Here is a 16424-nt window from a genome sequence, read left to right on the forward strand (position 1 = left end):
TTTTGAAAAAATCGATGCATGAACCGTCTTGAAAGATGACCATGAAAAAACGAATAATCATCATGTTGGTAGCTGTGCTGGTATTGGTTGCGCTGCTGGCTTTGGGCTTCTATTTTCATATTCAAAAATTGATCGCCTCTGCGCCTAAAGCTGGCCCGCAGACGGTGACAGCAATGAAAGTGCAATTGCTTGAATGGCAGCCGCAACTGGCAGCAGTCGGCACGCTTAGCGCAGTACGCGGCGTGGATGTGACGACAGAGATTGCCGGTCTGGTGACCAACGTGAATTTCAAGTCAGGTCAGGAAGTCGAAGCTGGTGCCGTGCTGGTGCAATTGAATGCCGATGCCGATATCGCGCAATTGCAATCACTGCAGGCAGCAGCAGAATTGTCGGCCAGCGTACTGGCACGTGACAAGCAGCAGTTCGCAGTGCAAGCCATCAGCCAGGCGCAATTGGATGGTGATGTCGCAGATCTAAAAGGAAAACGCGCGCTGGCCGCACAACAGGCTGCGCTGATTGCGAAAAAAACGATACGCGCACCGTTCGCCGGCAAGCTCGGTATCACGACCGTCAATCCCGGCCAGTATCTGAATCCTGGCGACAAGGTTGTGACTCTGCAGCGTATCAATCCTATCTACGTCACTTTTTACCTGCCGCAAAAACAAGTCAGCAAATTATCCTTGGGACAAAAGGTTAACGTCACCACAGACGGCTTCCCAGATCAGCTATTCCCAGGCCAAATCACGGCCATCAGTCCCAAGGTTGATACAACAACCAGTAATTTGCAGATACAAGCCACGCTGACGAATGCCGAGCGCCAATTATTGCCGGGCATGTTTGCCAGCGCCAATGTCGATGTCGGTGAAAAGAAAAGCTATCTGACCTTGCCGCAAACAGCGATCACCTACAACCCATACGGTTCGACGGTTTTCATCGTGAAAGACGCTGGTGAAAAAGCGCCTGAAGGCAAAACTGACGACAAAAAAGCACCAGCGCCTGCAACACCTGCTGCCACTAGCGGCCTGGTTGTACAACAAGTCTTCGTGACTACCGGCGAAACGCGTGGTGATCAGGTCGCGATTCTGCAAGGTCTGAAGGAAGGCCAGCAAGTTGTCACCAGCGGTCAGGTTAAATTGAAAAACGGTACGTCGGTGGTGATAGATAACACGGTACAGCCGGAGAACAATCCGAACCCTGCTCCGCAAGAGAAGTGAGGCCAGCACCATGAACTTCACCGACATCTTTATTCGCCGGCCGGTCCTTGCCATCGTTGTGAGCCTCTTGCTTGTCGTACTCGGCATGCGCTCGCTCTTCAGTTTGCCTATTAATCAATATCCGAAAACGCAGAATGCGGTCGTGACCATTTCCACGACCTATTTCGGCGCTGACGCACAAACCATCGCCGGTTTCATCACGCAACCGCTGGAAGGCGCCATCGCACAGGCGCAGGGTATCGACTATCTATCGTCGTCCAGCACCAGCGGTGTCTCCACGATTACGGCTACCTTGCGTTTGAATTACGATGCCAACCGCGCATTGACGGAGATCAGCAGTCAGGTCAACTCAGTCAAGAATCAATTGCCGGTACAAGCACAAGCGCCAGTGTTGACGGTGGCCACTGGTCAAACGACAGATGCCATGTATATCGGCTTCTATAGCGATACCTTGCCGACCAATAACGTGACGGACTTTTTGTCGCGGGTCGTGACGCCTAAACTCAATTCAATACAAGGCGTACAAAATGCCGAACTGCTCGGTGCACGCTTGTTCGCATTACGTGCATGGCTGGATACGAAAAAACTGGCGGGTCACGGTTTGACGCCGGCCGACATCAGCGCATCGCTGGCGAACAATAACTACCTGGCTGCGCTCGGTGTGTCCAAAGGTCAGATGGTGACGGTGCCGCTGACAGCCGGCACCGATTTGCACTCTGTGGAGGAGTTCAAGAAACTCATCGTCTCACGCAGTGGAGATTCCATCGTACGTCTGGAAGATGTGGCAACGGTGACGCTGGGTTCTGAAAACTACGACTTTAACGTTGCCTTTAGCGGCGTACGTTCCGTTTTCGTCGGTATCAAAGTTGCACCTGAAGCCAATGTGCTCGACGTTGCCAAACGCGTACGTGAAGCCTTCCCTGAACTGCGCGATCAATTGCCGGCAGGCGTAACCGGCGAGATAGTCTACGATTCCACCGAGTTCATTAGTACATCGATTACAGAGGTCATCAAGACCTTGGTAGAAGCACTGCTGATTGTGACTGTCGTCATTTATCTCTTCCTCGGCAGCTTCCGCGCCGTTGCGGTGCCGGTGATTGCAATGCCCTTGTCGCTGATCGGTACCTTCTTCGTGATGCTGATGTTCGGCTATTCGATCAATTTGCTGACTCTACTTGCGCTTGTGCTAGCGATCGGGCTGGTGGTCGATGATGCGATTATCGTCGTCGAGAACGTGGACCGACACATGATGGAGGAACACAAGACACCGTGGGAGGCATCGCTCATCGCGGCGCGAGAGCTTGGTAGCCCGATTATCGCGATGACCATCGTGCTCATTGCGGTGTACGTTCCGATTGGCTTTCAAGGCGGTTTGACCGGTGCGCTATTTACTGAATTCGCCTTCACGCTGGCGGGTGCTGTAGCAGTGTCAGGCATAGTCGCGCTGACCTTGTCACCGATGATGTGTTCACGCTTCTTCAAGCCTAGCCAGGATGAAGGCAAGTTTGCCAAGAAGATCAATCACATCTTTGAACGTGTACAGGGCAGCTATCGCCGCTTATTGCACACGTTGCTGGATACATGGCCTGTGCTGATTTTGATGGGCGTCATATTAAGTGTCTTGCTGATTGTGATGTTCAAGATGGCGCAATCCGAACTGGCGCCGGAAGAAGATCAAGGCATCGTCTTGTCACAAGTGGTCGGCCCGCCAACAGCAACGGCCAACCAGATGCAAACCTATGCGGGACAGGTTTTCAATGTTGCCAAAAGCGCGCCTGAATACAGTCAGATGTTCCAGTTAACCGGTGTCCCTTCTATCAACGCCGGTATCGGTGGTGTGTTGTTGAAACCCTGGGATCAACGCACGCGTAGTGCTCATGAGATTCAACTTGATCTGCAAGCACAGTGGAATAAAATCGCCGGTGCACGTGTCGCGGCCTTTCAGTTTCCTGCCTTGCCGGGTGCTTCAGGTTTGCCGGTACAGTTTGTCATCAGTAGTACCGAACCGTTCCAGAACCTGAATACCGTTGCGCAGCAGGTGCTGGCGAAAGCGCAAGCTTCGGGCAAATTCTATTTTATTGATACCGACTTGAAGATTGATCAACCACAGGCAACAGTCGTGGTGAATCGCGATATGGTCGCCGCCTTGGGCATGACGCAGCAGGATGTGGGTGCCGCACTCGGTGCAGGCCTGGGTGGTGGTTACGTCAACTACTTCTCGATTGCCGGACGTTCATACAAGGTAATCCCGCAAGTGCTGCAAGTTGATCGCCTGAATCCTGATGACGTACTCGACTTTTACATCAAGACACCAAGCGCGGGCTTGATACTGGCCAGCACCATCGCCAGCATACGATACGACGTCGTGCCGGAATCGATCAATCGCTTCCAGCAACTTAACTCGGCAACGATCTCCGGCGTCTCTGGCGCATCGCAAGGTGATGCGTTGCAGATACTGCGTGACGCAGTCAAGGAAGTGGCCCCTAGCGGTTACTACGTCGATTACTCGGGCCAATCACGCCAGTTCATCAAGGAATCTGGTGGTTTCCTGGTGACGATGATATTTGCGGTGATCATCGTCTTCCTTGCACTGGCTGCGCAGTTCGAGAGTTTCCGCGATCCTATTGTGATTCTGGTTTCAGTGCCGCTGGCATTGTTTGGTGCGATGATCTTTATCTTCCTTGGCTTCGCCTCGATGAATATTTACACCGAGGTTGGGCTGGTGACACTCATGGGCTTGATTAGTAAGCACGGCATCTTGATTGTCGAGGTTGCGAATCAATTGCAAAAAACCGGCAAGAGCAAGCGCGAGTCGATTGAAGAAGCTGCCAGCATCCGCTTGCGCCCTATCCTGATGACAACTGCGGCTATGGTGTTCGGTGTTATACCGCTGGTGATTGCATCAGGTGCAGGCGCAGCAGGACGACATGCGATGGGCTTGGTGATTTTCACCGGCTTGTCTATCGGTACGCTCTTCACCTTGTTTGTTGTTCCTGCGATGTATCTCTTCATCGGCACAGATCACAGCAAACAAATTGCCAAGGAAAAACTGGCACATCCAGATACGCCAGCGCCCGTAGCGACGCCGGCTGAATGAGCTAGAACCTCTTATGCCAGTCGCACATCCTTGATGTGCGACTGGCTTTTCTTATACGCCTTTGCGTGCAAGCACCGTACAATTACTTCAAACATCAGGAGGATTTCATGCTGCAGGTTTGGGGGCGACGTAACTCGATTAATGTGCAAAAGGTCTTGTGGCTAATCGGCGAGCTTGGTTTGCCACATGAGCATATTCCGGCCGGAGGAAAATTTGGCATCAGGGATACGCCCGAATTTCTCGCCATGAATCCGCATGGTCACGTTCCGCTCATCAAAGACGGCGAGACCGTTGTTTGGGAATCGCACAGCATCTTAAGATATCTGGCCGCACAGTATGGCGGCTCGCATTTTTGGGATGAAGATGCAGGTCGGCGCTCGCAGGCTGATCGCTGGATGGATTGGTCGCAGAGCAGTTTGCAACCAGCCTTTATCGCAGGTGTTTTCTGGAATTTCTACCGCACGCCCGAAGCGTTACGTGATTTGAAGAAGATAGAAGAAAATATTCAACTCTGCATGCAATATTTTCAACTTCTTGATGGCGTTTTATCCAAAAGTCCGTTTCTCGCTGGTGGTAGTCTAACGCTGGCGGATATACCGGCAGGCACGCTGCTTTATCGCTACTTCGAGCTGGATATTCCACATCCAGATGTGCCTAATGTGACTGCCTGGTATGAGCGCTTGCAGCTTCAACCAGCCTACCGCGAGCATGTGATGCTGCCCTTCGACGAATTGCGCGGTAGATTGAGTTTTTAATCTAAAAAATAGAATCAGGAGAAGATAGAAAATGATTGCCGTTATTTTTGAAGTCATTCCGCATGCGGATCACAAACAGGATTATCTGGACACCGCAGCCGCATTACGCCCATATCTGGAAAAGATAGACGGCTTTATTTCGATAGAGCGATTCCAGAGTCTGATCGATCCGGCCAAAATACTGTCGCTGTCTTACTGGCGCGATGAAGAAGCGGTGCAAAACTGGCGCAATCTGGAAGTCCATCGCCAGGCGCAGTCTGCAGGCAGAGCAACGATCTTTGCCGATTATCGTTTGCGTGTGGCGCATGTGCTGCGTGATTACGGCTTGAATGAGAGAGCAGAAGCACCGACTGACTCACGCAAGGCGCATCAGGCATAAACAGTTCTCTGGCTCATTCATATCCACATGATGAACGCATGTTCACCTGCGTTCTTTATGCTCTCTATCGAATTTTTTCTCCGCATCACTGAGATGAGCGATCAATATATGCGAAATGATATTGACGCCAATACCGGCAAAAATGGCGGGAATCAGATAAAGCGCTACCGACATTTCAGATGCAAAAACTCTGTCATCCAGCAAAGATGGTGAATGCTTGGCCATTACCCTGAGCAGTTGCAAAAGGAAAATGTTCGTCCCCGAGACAAGAATCAGGATAATGCCGAACAACAGCACGACTTTGCGGGAAATGGAGCGCTTCCACATCATGTAGCTGTAGATCCCGATTGGGATGATGAATGTTGAAGCAATGAGCAGAAAAAACTGAATTTCAACGAATACAGAATCAACCATTTGCAATTCACCTCTTCTTTACGAGCACACTGCTCGGTCTGCATACACAAATAATGCCCGATGTATTGCCTTATTTAAGCATGCGTATGTAAAGAAATTCCTTCGATTTCAATACGTTTTGTAAAGTAATTCATCGCGCAACTTTTTTATGCAAATGCGCCATATAATTAATTTTCCAAATCGCGCAGATACACCTTGCCGCACATGACAAATCACCCCGACACGAATACTGACAATACTTCTCCACCCCGCTCTACGCGCTTGCCTAAAAGCAAGCTTCGCCGAACGATAATCTGGGTTCTTATCGCATTGTTGGCAGTAGGTGCCGGATTCTGGTGGTGGAAGAGCCCTTCTTCGGCAGATAAGGCCGCGCAAGCCAATGGTGGTCGTTTCGGCGGTCCGAATATGGTGCAACCGGTATCTGTGCAGGAAGCACGACGACAAGATATACGCGTGACTGTCAATGCAATCGGCAGTATTAATGCGGCCAACACCGCGATTGTTCATACACAGGTCACTGGCGTGCTGCAGCAAATCAATTTCAAGGAAGGCCAGCAAGTGCAGGCCGGCCAACTGCTGGCGCAAATCGATCCGCGTGCCTTCCAGGCCACGCTAGGACAAGCCGAAGGTGTACTCGCACGCGACAAGGCGCAACTGGACAATGCCCGTATCGATCTCGCCCGCTACAAGGATTTGCTGTCTAAAGACGCCATTGCCAAACAACAGCTGGATACGCAGGAAGCACTGGTGCGCCAGCTCGAAGGTACGGTCAAGTCTGATCAAGGTACGGTCGATAGCGCCAAACTGCAGTTGTCATATACACGTGTTACCGCGCCCATCACCGGACGCGTCGGCCTCAAACAATCCGATCTTGGCAATGTGGTGCAGCCTTCAGACACCAACGGCATCGTCATCATTACGCAAACCCGCCCTATCGCACTCGTATTCTCGGTACCGTCCGCCAACGTGCCACTGATTACCACGCGTTTGCGTGCCAACGAGGTTGTTCCGGTAGAAGCCTGGGATCGCACCGGCAAGACCAAACTGGCTACTGGTCAGTTATCTACCGTCGACAATGCCATCGATGTGACGACAGACACCATCAAGGTCAAAGCCCTGTTCCCGAATCTGGACGATGCACTCTTCCCTAACCAGGCAGTTAGCGTCGTCATGCAACTCAATACACTGAAAGATGCGCTGGCAGTGCCGCAAGCGGCCGTCTTGCGTGGTTCACAAGGTTTCTACGTATATGTCGTCAATGCCGACAATACAGTGAACACACGTGTCGTCAAACCCGGTGCAATCGATAGTGGCTGGATGGCAATCGAAGCCAAACTGGAACCAGGCGAGAAAGTCGTCATCGATGGCACCGATCGTCTGCGCGAAGGTGGCAAGGTTGAAGTCATCGCCGCAGATCCGAAACAGCGTGCCGGTGCCGCCGCACCACCAGCTGACAGCAAACGCAAGAATATCCCGCCAGAAATGGCCGAGAAACTGAAGAATATGAGTCCGGAAGAACGCCGCGCCTGGTTCCAGCAGAACGGCGGCAAGAAAGACAAACCAGCGGCCTCCACCAACTAAGCCAGCATCATGAATCCATCACGCATCTTTATCGAGCGTCCGGTTGCCACTTCGCTCTTGATGCTTGCGATCCTGCTGGCTGGTTTGCTGGCCTACCGGCTGCTGCCTTTATCCGCCTTGCCGGAAGTCGATTACCCGACCATACAAGTCACCACGCTCTACCCGGGCGCCAGTCCGGACGTCATTTCGACGACAGTCACCGCACCGCTGGAACGCCAGTTCGGCCAAATGCCAGGTCTGAACCAAATGACCTCGACCAGCTCCGGCGGCGCTTCGGTCATCACACTGCGCTTCTCGCTAGGCCTTTCACTGGATGTGGCAGAACAGGAAGTACAGGCCGCGATCAACGCCGGTAGCAATTTGCTGCCTAGCGATTTGCCGATGCCGCCTATCTATAGCAAGGTTAATCCGGCCGATGCGCCGGTACTAACAATCGCGATCACCTCACCGACGCTGCCTATTATTAAAGTGCACGACCTGGTGGAAAATCGCTTGGCACCGAAGTTGTCGCAAGTCGATGGCGTCGGCCTGGTCAGCATAGCCGGCGGCCAGCGCCCTGCGGTGCGCATACAAGGTAATCCGCAAGCTTTGGCTTCGCTCGGTTTATCGCTGGACGATATCCGTACGGCCATCGTTGCCGCCAACGTCAATCAGGCCAAAGGTAGTTTTGATGGTGCGCAACGCGCGTCAACCATCGATGCGAACGACCAGTTGAAGTCCGCCGCCGAATATCAAAATCTCATCATCGCGTGGAAGAACGGTAATCCGCTGCGCCTCAGCGATGTCGCGACCATAGTCGATGATGCGGAAAACCTGCGTCTGGCCGCATGGGTAGATCGCACGCCAGGCGTGATTTTGAATGTGCAGCGTCAACCGGGCGCGAACGTGATCGAGACCGTAGACAGGGTCAAAGCGTTGCTCCCCAAGTTGCAGGCCTCGCTGCCTGGTTCAGTCGATGTGCAAGTGATTGCCGACCGTACTACCACCATTCGCGCCTCGGTTAACGACACGCAGTTTGAGTTGCTGCTCGCGATTGCTCTGGTGGTGATGGTGATTTTCCTGTTCCTGCGCAGTGCCTCTGCCACGATTATTCCGAGCGTGGCCGTGCCGCTATCATTGATCGGTACCTTCGGCGTGATTTACCTCGCCGGCTTCTCCATCAATAACCTGACGCTGATGGCGCTAACCATCTCGACCGGTTTCGTGGTTGATGATGCGATTGTGATGATTGAAAATATCGCGCGCTTCGTCGAAGAAGGCGACTCGCCGATGGAAGCGGCCTTGAAGGGTTCCAAACAGATCGGCTTCACAATTATTTCGCTGACGGTGTCATTAATCGCTGTATTGATCCCGCTGCTGTTCATGGGAGATGTGGTTGGACGTTTATTCCACGAATTCGCGATTACGATGGCAGTCGCCATCCTGATTTCCGCAGTGGTATCGCTGACCTTGACGCCGATGATGAGCGCACGCCTGCTGCGCCCTGAACATGAAAACAAACCTGGTCGCATCGGCAAATGGAGCGAAGAACAATTCAATCGCATGGTCGCCGCTTATGGCCGTGCGCTGGTGTGGGTACTGGATAGACCGCGCGCCACGCTGGGCGTATTTGGCTTGACGTTAGTCTTGACTGGGCTGCTGTATGTGATCGTGCCGAAAGGATTCTTCCCGGTACAGGATACCGGCCTGATCCAAGTGATTACCGAAGCCACGCAAACCAGTTCCTTTGAAGCGATGTCGCGTAAGCAGCAAGCGCTGGCTGATGTCATCCTGAAAGACAAGGATGTCGATCACCTCGCTTCCTTCATCGGCGTCGATGGCGCGAATCCGACACTCAGTACCGGGCGCATGCAGATCACACTCAAGCCGTTTGCCGAACGTAGTGACTCTGCCTCAGACATTATTCGCCGCCTGAATGAGTCGACGTCGCGCCTGCCCGGCATTACTGCCTATATGCAGCCGGTACAGGATTTGACGATTGAAGATCGCGTCTCCAAAACCCAATATCAGTTCCTGCTCAGTTCGCCAGATTCCAACGATCTAGCTAAGTCCAATGACTTATTACTGGCAAGTCTGAAAAACATTCCTGAGTTGGTGGATGTGGCCAGTGATTTGCAGAATCAGGGTTTACAGACTTATGTACAGATAGACCGCGAAGCCGCTGGGCGTCTCGGCGTAACCGTCGCCGCGATTGACACGGCCTTGTATAACGCCTTCGGCCAGCGTCTGATTTCCACCATCTATACGCAATCCAGCCAGTACCGCGTGGTGCTGGAAGCAGAGCCAGGACGTCGTCGTGGCCCAGTGTCACTGGAAGGTTTGTATGTGCCGGTCACGAACAATAACAATAATAGTTTGAATGGCACCGGCGGCACGAGTGCTACGGTTGTTTTCAACGCCACCGGACAAGTACCGCTGACTTCGGTGGCGGAAATCATAGAGCGTCCGACTGCACTTGCCATTAACCACGTCGCACAATTCCCGTCAGCGACGATCTCGTTCAATCTGGCACCGGGCGCTTCGCTCGGTAAAGCGGTCGATGCAATCAAAGCAGAAGAAGCCAAGCTGAACCTGCCGCCTAGCGTGGAAACCAGCTTCCAGGGTGCGGCCGAAGCCTTCCGTGCATCGCTCAGTAGCACGCTGCTGCTGATCCTGGCTGCGGTCGTCACCATGTATATCGTGCTGGGTGTGCTGTATGAAAGCTATATCCATCCGATTACCATCTTGTCCACGTTGCCTTCGGCTGGCCTCGGTGCCTTGCTGGCTTTACTGGTCGCCGGTCAGGATCTGGGCATCGTTGGCATCATCGGTATCGTGCTGCTGATCGGTATCGTCAAAAAGAACGCGATCATGATGATCGACTTTGCCTTGTATGCGGAACGCGAAGAACACCTGCCGCCGCGTGAAGCGATTTACAAAGCTTGCCTGTTGCGCTTCCGCCCTATTCTGATGACCACCATGGCAGCTTTGCTTGGTGCCTTGCCTCTGATGTTGGGCACCGGTGCAGGACATGAATTGCGTCATCCATTAGGCGTAACCATGGTCGGCGGCTTGATAGTCAGCCAGTTGCTGACGCTGTTCACCACGCCGGTGATTTACCTCGGCTTTGCCAAACAGGCGCAACGTTTGAAAGACTGGCAAGAACGCCGCGCTGCAGAACGTGCCGCCGGTGGAAGCGCAACGTGAATATCTCTGCGCCTTTTATTGCACGGCCGGTCGCGACGACGCTGATCACGATAGGGATAGCCCTGGCCGGCATACTGGGTTTCAACCTGCTGCCGATCGCGCCTTTACCGCAAGTCGATTTCCCGACCATTTCGGTCAGTGCTTCGCTGCCAGGTGCCAGCCCGGATACGATGGCGGCCACCGTTGCAACACCATTGGAACGTGCGCTTGGCAGCATCGCCGGCGTCAACGAGATTACTTCGCGCTCGTCGCTGGGCTCGACCAATGTGGTGCTGCAATTCGACCTTAATCGCGATATCGATGGTGCAGCGCGCGATGTGCAGGCGGCGATCAATGCGGCGCGCACGCTGCTGCCGACCGGCATGCCGAGCAACCCGACTTACCGCAAGGTGAATCCGGCGGCCGCACCTATCATGATCATCTCGCTGACCTCGGATACGCTGACGCGCGGTCAGATGTATGACGCGGCCTCGACCATATTGGCGCAGCGCCTGTCGCAGGTGGAAGGTGTAGGCCAGGTCAATGTAGGCGGCGGTGCCTTGCCTGCGGTGCGGGTGGAATTGAATCCGGACAAGCTCGCAGCCATCGGTATCTCGCTCGACAATGTGCGCACTGCGATCACTAACACCAATGCGAATCGCCCGAAAGGTTCGGTTGAGCTGGATGACCAGTACTGGCAAATAGGCGCGAATGACCAGGCGCGTACTGCGGCTGAATATGCGCCGGTTGTAATCAGCTATCGCGATGGTGCTTCGGTGCGTTTGCGTGATGTCGCCAATGTTGTCGATTCCGTGCAAGACGTACGCAACTATGGTCTCGCCAATGGCAAACCTGCGATCGTCATGTTCCTGTTGAAGGAACCGGGCGCCAACATCATAGAAACCGTACAAAACGTCCGTGACATCCTGCCGCGCCTGCAAGCTTCAATCCCGCAGGCGATAAAGATGGACGTCATCACCGACCGCACACCAACGATCAAAGCGTCGCTGCGTGAAGTTGAACGTTCAATGGGCATCGCGGTGGGTCTGGTGATCCTGGTTGTGCTGTTGTTCCTGCGTAACTGGCGCGCAACGTTGATCCCGGCGGTTGCCGTACCGGTGTCGCTGGCCGGCACCTTCGGCGTCATGTATCTATGTGGTTATAGTCTGGATAACCTATCCGCTATGGCTCTGACAGTGGCGACCGGCTTCGTGGTCGATGATGCGATCGTGGTACTGGAAAACATCACGCGCTATATAGAACAAGGTTTAACACCACGTGAAGCCGCGCTAAAAGGTGCGCGTGAAATAGGCTTTACCGTGGTATCGATCAGCCTGTCGCTGATTGCCGTCTTCATCCCTTTGCTGATGATGGGCGGCGTGGTTGGTCGCTTGTTCCGAGAATTTGCGGTGGTGCTAACAGCCGCGATTCTGGTCTCTATGGTCGTATCACTGACCACTACGCCTATGATGGCCGCCACGCTGCTCAAGCAAAACACTGAAAAGCGGAAGCCCGGACGTGTCATGCAATGGTTTAATCGCTTTAACCGCGCCGTCCTACGCGGCTACCGGCAGTCGCTGATCTGGACCCTGCGGCATCAACCGCTGGCCATACTGGTCCTGCTGGCGGTAGTGGCGCTAAATGTCCACCTCTACGTTACGATACCGAAGACCTTCTTCCCACAGCAGGATACCGGCGTCTTGATCGGTGGCGTGCAAGCGGATCAGGGCAGCTCCTTCCAGATGATGCAAAAACGGCTGGAGACCTTTTCGACCATCATCCGTTCCGATCCCGCAGTTGCCAACGTGAGCGGTAATACTGGTGGTGGTCAGAGTAACTCTGCCATGTTTTACATCACGCTCAAGCCTCTGGCCGAACGCAAGGTTTCGGCCGATGTCATCATTGCTCGACTGCGCAAACAGCTGGCGCACGAACCGGGCGCTAACCTCTTCATGGTGCCGGTACAGGATATTCGGATCGGTGGCCGGCAGTCGAACGCGCAGTACCAGTACACGCTGCAGGCAGATACCATCGAAGATCTGCGCACCTGGGATCCGCTGATACGTAATGCCTTGTCACAAATACCGGAACTGACGGACGTCAACTCCGACCAGCAAGACAAAGGTATGCAAACGTCGCTGGTGATAGACCGCGATGCCGCCGCGCGCCTTGGCATCAGCGTCGCCACGATAGATAACACACTCAACAATGCTTTCGGCCAACGTCAGGTCGGCGTCATCTATAACCCGCTCAACCAATACCGGGTGGTGATGGAGTTGGCACCCGAATTCCTGCAAGGACCGGAAACCCTGAAACGCTTGTACGTGACCAGCAGCAACGGTGCACAAGTGCCTCTGTCCGCCTTCACGCGGGTGGAAACCACGAATACACCATTGGCGGTCAGTCATCAGAGCGGTACGCCGGCTTCCACCATCAGCTTCAATTTGCCTTTGGGTGTGTCGTTGTCGGATGCTACGGTCGCCATTAACAATGCGATAGGCAAACTGGGCGTGCCGGTCTCGGTACGCGGCGGTTTCCAGGGCACGGCGAATGCCTTCCAGGAATCACTGTCTTCGCAACCGCTGCTGATAGGCGCGGCCATCATCGTGATTTATCTGGTGCTGGGCATACTGTATGAAAGCCTGATTCATCCGATTACCATTCTCTCTACCCTGCCCTCGGCCGGTGTCGGCGCGCTGCTCGCACTGAAGATGTTCAATACCGAGTTTTCCATCATTGCGCTGATCGGTGTGATCTTGCTAATCGGCATCGTGAAGAAGAACGCGATCATGATGATCGACTTTGCAATTACGCGGCAGCGCCACGGTGTAGTTAACGCCGGTCCGGCGATTTATCGTGCGGCGCTATTACGCGTGCGGCCGATTCTGATGACCACCTTTGCCGCCATCTTCGGTGCACTGCCGCTGGCTTTAGGTAGCGGCGACGGTGCGGAATTACGCCAACCGCTGGGCATAGCCATCGTTGGCGGCCTGATACTGAGCCAGTTACTAACGCTTTACACGACACCTGTCGTCTTTGTGCTGATGGACAAGCTGCGCCGCGACAAACATAAGCACAGCCCGGCTCCACAATTGGCGACAGCCTGAGTTTTAAAGGATTTTTTATGCGCCCCTACTTCTTATTAATCGCGCCCACTTTGCTGCTGGCAGCTTGCGCCACGGCACCAACTCCGCCGCCTGTGGCAGCCGCTCCGACGCAATACAAGGAAGCCGGACTGTGGCAAGAAGGAACTGCCAATAGCGCGCCTAATGTGCCGGATAATTGGTGGACCTTGTTTCAGGACCCAGTCCTGAACGATCTGGAAAGCCGGCTGGTGGTCGGCAATGAAAACCTGAAGTCTCTGGTGGCGCAAGTTGCCGCCGCTCGCGCTGCAGTCGCCGCCAGTTATAGCGCGCGCCTGCCGACCTTATCGGTAGGACTGGACGGCACACGCAGCAGCAACGCGACCAGCACCACGCGTTCGACTGCTGTACAGAACCCAAGCAATAACGTTTCCCTATCCGGTAATGCCAGTTGGGAAGTCGACCTCTGGGGCCGCCTGGCGCAAGCCACGACCGGTGCGCAAGCTAGCTTGCAAGCCAGTGTTGACGATCTGGCTGCTGCGCGCTTATCCGCCCAGGCTACGCTGGCACAAACCTACTTTTCATTACGTACAGCAGATGCGCAGATGGTCGTACTGGAACGCAGCGTTGTGGCTTACCAGCGTTCACTGGATCTGACGCAATTCCGTTATGGCGGCGGCGTGGCTGCACGGGTGGATGTCTTGCAGGCGCAAACTCAGCTCAAGGCAGCACAGGCGCAACTGGCAGAAGCCGTCGCGCAACGCGCCATACTCGAACACGCGATTGCCGTATTGCTGGGCGTGCCACCTTCGGCGCTGGCACTGGAGCGCAATGCCGCCTTGCCACAAGCGCCGCTGGTGCCGCAGATGTTGCCGACTACCTTGCTGGAACGTCGGCCAGATATTGCCGCCGCGCAAAGACGGGTCGCCGCAGCTTATGCCCAGATTGGTGTCGCGCATGCTGCCTACTTCCCATCGCTGGTACTGTCAGCGGGTGGTGGTTATCAGAATAGCTCGTTGAATAATTTGATCAGTGCACCTAACCTGTTCTGGTCGCTGGGTGCATCGGTGGCACAAGCCATATTCGATGGCGGGCAAAGACAGTTGGCCAGCGCACAGGCACAAAGTGCCGCGGACCAGGCCACATCGACTTACCGTCAAACCGTGCTGACGGCTTTGCAGGAAGTAGAAGATAATCTGATCCTTGCCGCGCAACTGCAGCAAGAAGCACAGTTGCAGCGAGAAAGTCTGGAAGCCGCACAACGCACCTTGGAAATTACGCTGGATCAATACCGCGCTGGCACCGTCAGCTATTTGAATGTAGTCATCGCGCAGAACACTGCGCTGACGAGTGAGAACAGTTTGCTCAGCACGCAGAACCGACAATTGGCTGCAGTGAATATATTGCTGAAGAACATCGCCGGTCGCTGGGAAGTCGATAATCCGAATGCCAGCAAAGCCAAACAAGAAACAAAAATAGAATAAATTCAAATACTTGTAACAACATTTGAATGTGAATTAGCTAAAGTAAATCATGACCAGATTATCCATCCTGCAATATCCCGACGAGCGTCTGCACACCGTCGCACAGCCGGTACAGCAGATCAATCAGGATATCCGTCGCCTAGTCGCCGACATGGCGCAGACCATGTATGCGGTCGATGGCATCGGCTTGGCGGCAACACAGGTGAACGTGCATCTGCGCATCATTCTGGTAGATATTTCCGAAAAACAAAACCAGCTACTGGTATTGATCAACCCGACCGTAATCAAAATGGGCGGCAGCGCCGAGTTTGAAGAAGGCTGTTTATCCGTCCCCGATGTGTACGAAACAGTAAAACGCGCTGCCTGGATACGCGTGCGCGGACTCGACTTGAGCGGCAAAACAATAGAAATTCAGGCAGATGGTTTAAAAGCCATGTGCATACAGCACGAGATGGATCACTTACAAGGCATGGTGTTTGTCGAGCATTTGTCGCCACTAAATCAGCGACGCATACTTTCCCGTGCCCAATCGACCAAATCGCACCGGACTCCTATTCGATGAACATCAGTTCAAATGAAGGAATCAAAAAATGACACGCGTTCGCGTTGAAGGCTTCACGATCTCTCTAGATGGATATGGCGCGGGACCGGATCAAGATATCGATCATCCGCTCGGCGTGGGTGGGACGGACTTGCACCAGTGGCTCATCCCGACACGCACATTCCAGCAGATCCATGGTGCAGGCGATGGCACGACCGGTGTCGACGATGATTTTGCCGCGCGCGGATTCAAGAACGTCGGAGCGTGGATTCTGGGGCGGAACATGTTCGGACCGATCCGCGGCCTTTGGCCCGACATGAACTGGAAAGGCTGGTGGGGAGACAACCCGCCCTATCACGTTCCAGTCTTCGTCTTGACGCATCACGCGCGTCCATCTATCCAGATGGACGGCGGCACGACGTTTCACTTCGTCACGGGTGGCATACACGAAGCACTAGACCGAGCTCGCGTAGCCGCGAACGGCATGGATGTACGCATTGGAGGAGGAGCCAACGTGATTCGACAGTATCTTCAAGAGGCTCTCATTGATGAACTGCATATCGCGATCTCGCCGGTCCTACTCGGCCGGGGCGAGCGTTTGTTCGACGGGGCGGACCTGCGGGTTCTGGGATATGAATGCGTCGAGTTCGTGGGATCGGAGAAAGCAACCCACGTTGTACTCCGCCACCAAAAGGCTAATGCCGCCTGACA

The 16424-nt window shown here is 54.1% G+C and carries 11 protein-coding genes; 10 read left to right on the plus strand and 1 reads right to left on the minus strand.

Annotation, left to right across the window (positions count from 1 at the left end; translation table 11 throughout):
* The first annotated feature begins 41 nt into the window (after window positions 1–41).
* From BQ6873_RS03315 to BQ6873_RS03330, 4 genes are all read left to right on the plus strand, one after another.
* The gene (locus BQ6873_RS03315; RefSeq protein WP_076593911.1) at window positions 42–1214 is read left to right on the plus strand and encodes an efflux RND transporter periplasmic adaptor subunit; all 1173 of its coding nucleotides are present in this window, start codon (window positions 42–44) and stop codon (window positions 1212–1214) included.
* 10 nt (window positions 1215–1224) lie between these two features.
* Window positions 1225–4311, plus strand: a complete 3087-nt coding sequence (locus BQ6873_RS03320; protein ID WP_076591383.1) for an efflux RND transporter permease subunit — start codon at window positions 1225–1227, stop codon at window positions 4309–4311.
* Window positions 4312–4418: 107 nt separating this feature from the next.
* Window positions 4419–5066 (plus strand): glutathione S-transferase family protein, encoded by a 648-nt coding sequence (locus tag BQ6873_RS03325; RefSeq protein WP_076591384.1) that lies wholly within the window; start codon window positions 4419–4421, stop codon window positions 5064–5066.
* A 31-nt stretch (window positions 5067–5097) separates the two neighbouring features.
* The gene (locus tag BQ6873_RS03330; protein WP_076591385.1) at window positions 5098–5445 is read left to right on the plus strand and encodes an antibiotic biosynthesis monooxygenase family protein; all 348 of its coding nucleotides are present in this window, start codon (window positions 5098–5100) and stop codon (window positions 5443–5445) included.
* Window positions 5446–5487: 42 nt separating this feature from the next.
* On the opposite strand, the gene BQ6873_RS03335 is transcribed toward BQ6873_RS03330, so the two are convergent.
* Window positions 5488–5859, minus strand: a complete 372-nt coding sequence (locus tag BQ6873_RS03335) for a hypothetical protein (protein ID WP_076591386.1) — start codon at window positions 5857–5859, stop codon at window positions 5488–5490.
* Window positions 5860–6063: 204 nt separating this feature from the next.
* Between BQ6873_RS03335 and BQ6873_RS03340 the strand changes: the two genes are divergently transcribed.
* The 6 genes from BQ6873_RS03340 to BQ6873_RS03365 are packed head-to-tail and all read left to right on the plus strand — an operon-like array spanning window position 6064 to window position 16422.
* Window positions 6064–7440, plus strand: coding sequence for an MdtA/MuxA family multidrug efflux RND transporter periplasmic adaptor subunit (locus tag BQ6873_RS03340; RefSeq protein ID WP_076591387.1), 1377 nt, complete (start codon window positions 6064–6066; stop codon window positions 7438–7440).
* A 9-nt stretch (window positions 7441–7449) separates the two neighbouring features.
* The gene (locus BQ6873_RS03345) at window positions 7450–10626 is read left to right on the plus strand and encodes an MdtB/MuxB family multidrug efflux RND transporter permease subunit (protein ID WP_076591388.1); all 3177 of its coding nucleotides are present in this window, start codon (window positions 7450–7452) and stop codon (window positions 10624–10626) included.
* Window positions 10623–13712, plus strand: coding sequence for a multidrug efflux RND transporter permease subunit (locus BQ6873_RS03350; protein WP_076591389.1), 3090 nt, complete (start codon window positions 10623–10625; stop codon window positions 13710–13712). The genes BQ6873_RS03345 and BQ6873_RS03350 overlap by 4 nt, the downstream gene beginning before the upstream one ends.
* Before the next feature lie 17 nt (window positions 13713–13729).
* Window positions 13730–15172, plus strand: coding sequence for an efflux transporter outer membrane subunit (locus tag BQ6873_RS03355; protein ID WP_076591390.1), 1443 nt, complete (start codon window positions 13730–13732; stop codon window positions 15170–15172).
* Window positions 15173–15221: 49 nt separating this feature from the next.
* Window positions 15222–15734 (plus strand): peptide deformylase, encoded by a 513-nt coding sequence (gene def, locus BQ6873_RS03360; RefSeq protein ID WP_076591391.1) that lies wholly within the window; start codon window positions 15222–15224, stop codon window positions 15732–15734.
* 28 nt (window positions 15735–15762) lie between these two features.
* Window positions 15763–16422, plus strand: coding sequence for a dihydrofolate reductase family protein (locus BQ6873_RS03365; RefSeq protein WP_076591392.1), 660 nt, complete (start codon window positions 15763–15765; stop codon window positions 16420–16422).
* Window positions 16423–16424: the final 2 nt, after the last annotated feature.

This window comes from Herminiimonas arsenitoxidans, from assembly GCF_900130075.1.
Classification (GTDB): Bacteria; Pseudomonadota; Gammaproteobacteria; order Burkholderiales; family Burkholderiaceae_D; genus Oxalicibacterium; species Oxalicibacterium arsenitoxidans.

Bases quoted from the DNA above. Each gene is read 5' to 3' on its own strand.
- BQ6873_RS03315 (WP_076593911.1), top strand. From the start codon at position 42: ATGAAAAAACGAATAATCATCATGTTGGTAGCTGTGCTGGTATTGGTT.
- BQ6873_RS03320 (WP_076591383.1), top strand. From the start codon at position 1,225: ATGAACTTCACCGACATCTTTATTCGCCGGCCGGTCCTTGCCATCGTT.
- BQ6873_RS03325 (WP_076591384.1), top strand. From the start codon at position 4,419: ATGCTGCAGGTTTGGGGGCGACGTAACTCGATTAATGTGCAAAAGGTC.
- BQ6873_RS03330 (WP_076591385.1), top strand. From the start codon at position 5,098: ATGATTGCCGTTATTTTTGAAGTCATTCCGCATGCGGATCACAAACAG.
- BQ6873_RS03335 (WP_076591386.1), bottom strand. From the start codon at position 5,859: ATGGTTGATTCTGTATTCGTTGAAATTCAGTTTTTTCTGCTCATTGCT.
- BQ6873_RS03340 (WP_076591387.1), top strand. From the start codon at position 6,064: ATGACAAATCACCCCGACACGAATACTGACAATACTTCTCCACCCCGC.
- BQ6873_RS03345 (WP_076591388.1), top strand. From the start codon at position 7,450: ATGAATCCATCACGCATCTTTATCGAGCGTCCGGTTGCCACTTCGCTC.
- BQ6873_RS03355 (WP_076591390.1), top strand. From the start codon at position 13,730: ATGCGCCCCTACTTCTTATTAATCGCGCCCACTTTGCTGCTGGCAGCT.
- def (WP_076591391.1), top strand. From the start codon at position 15,222: ATGACCAGATTATCCATCCTGCAATATCCCGACGAGCGTCTGCACACC.
- BQ6873_RS03365 (WP_076591392.1), top strand. From the start codon at position 15,763: ATGACACGCGTTCGCGTTGAAGGCTTCACGATCTCTCTAGATGGATAT.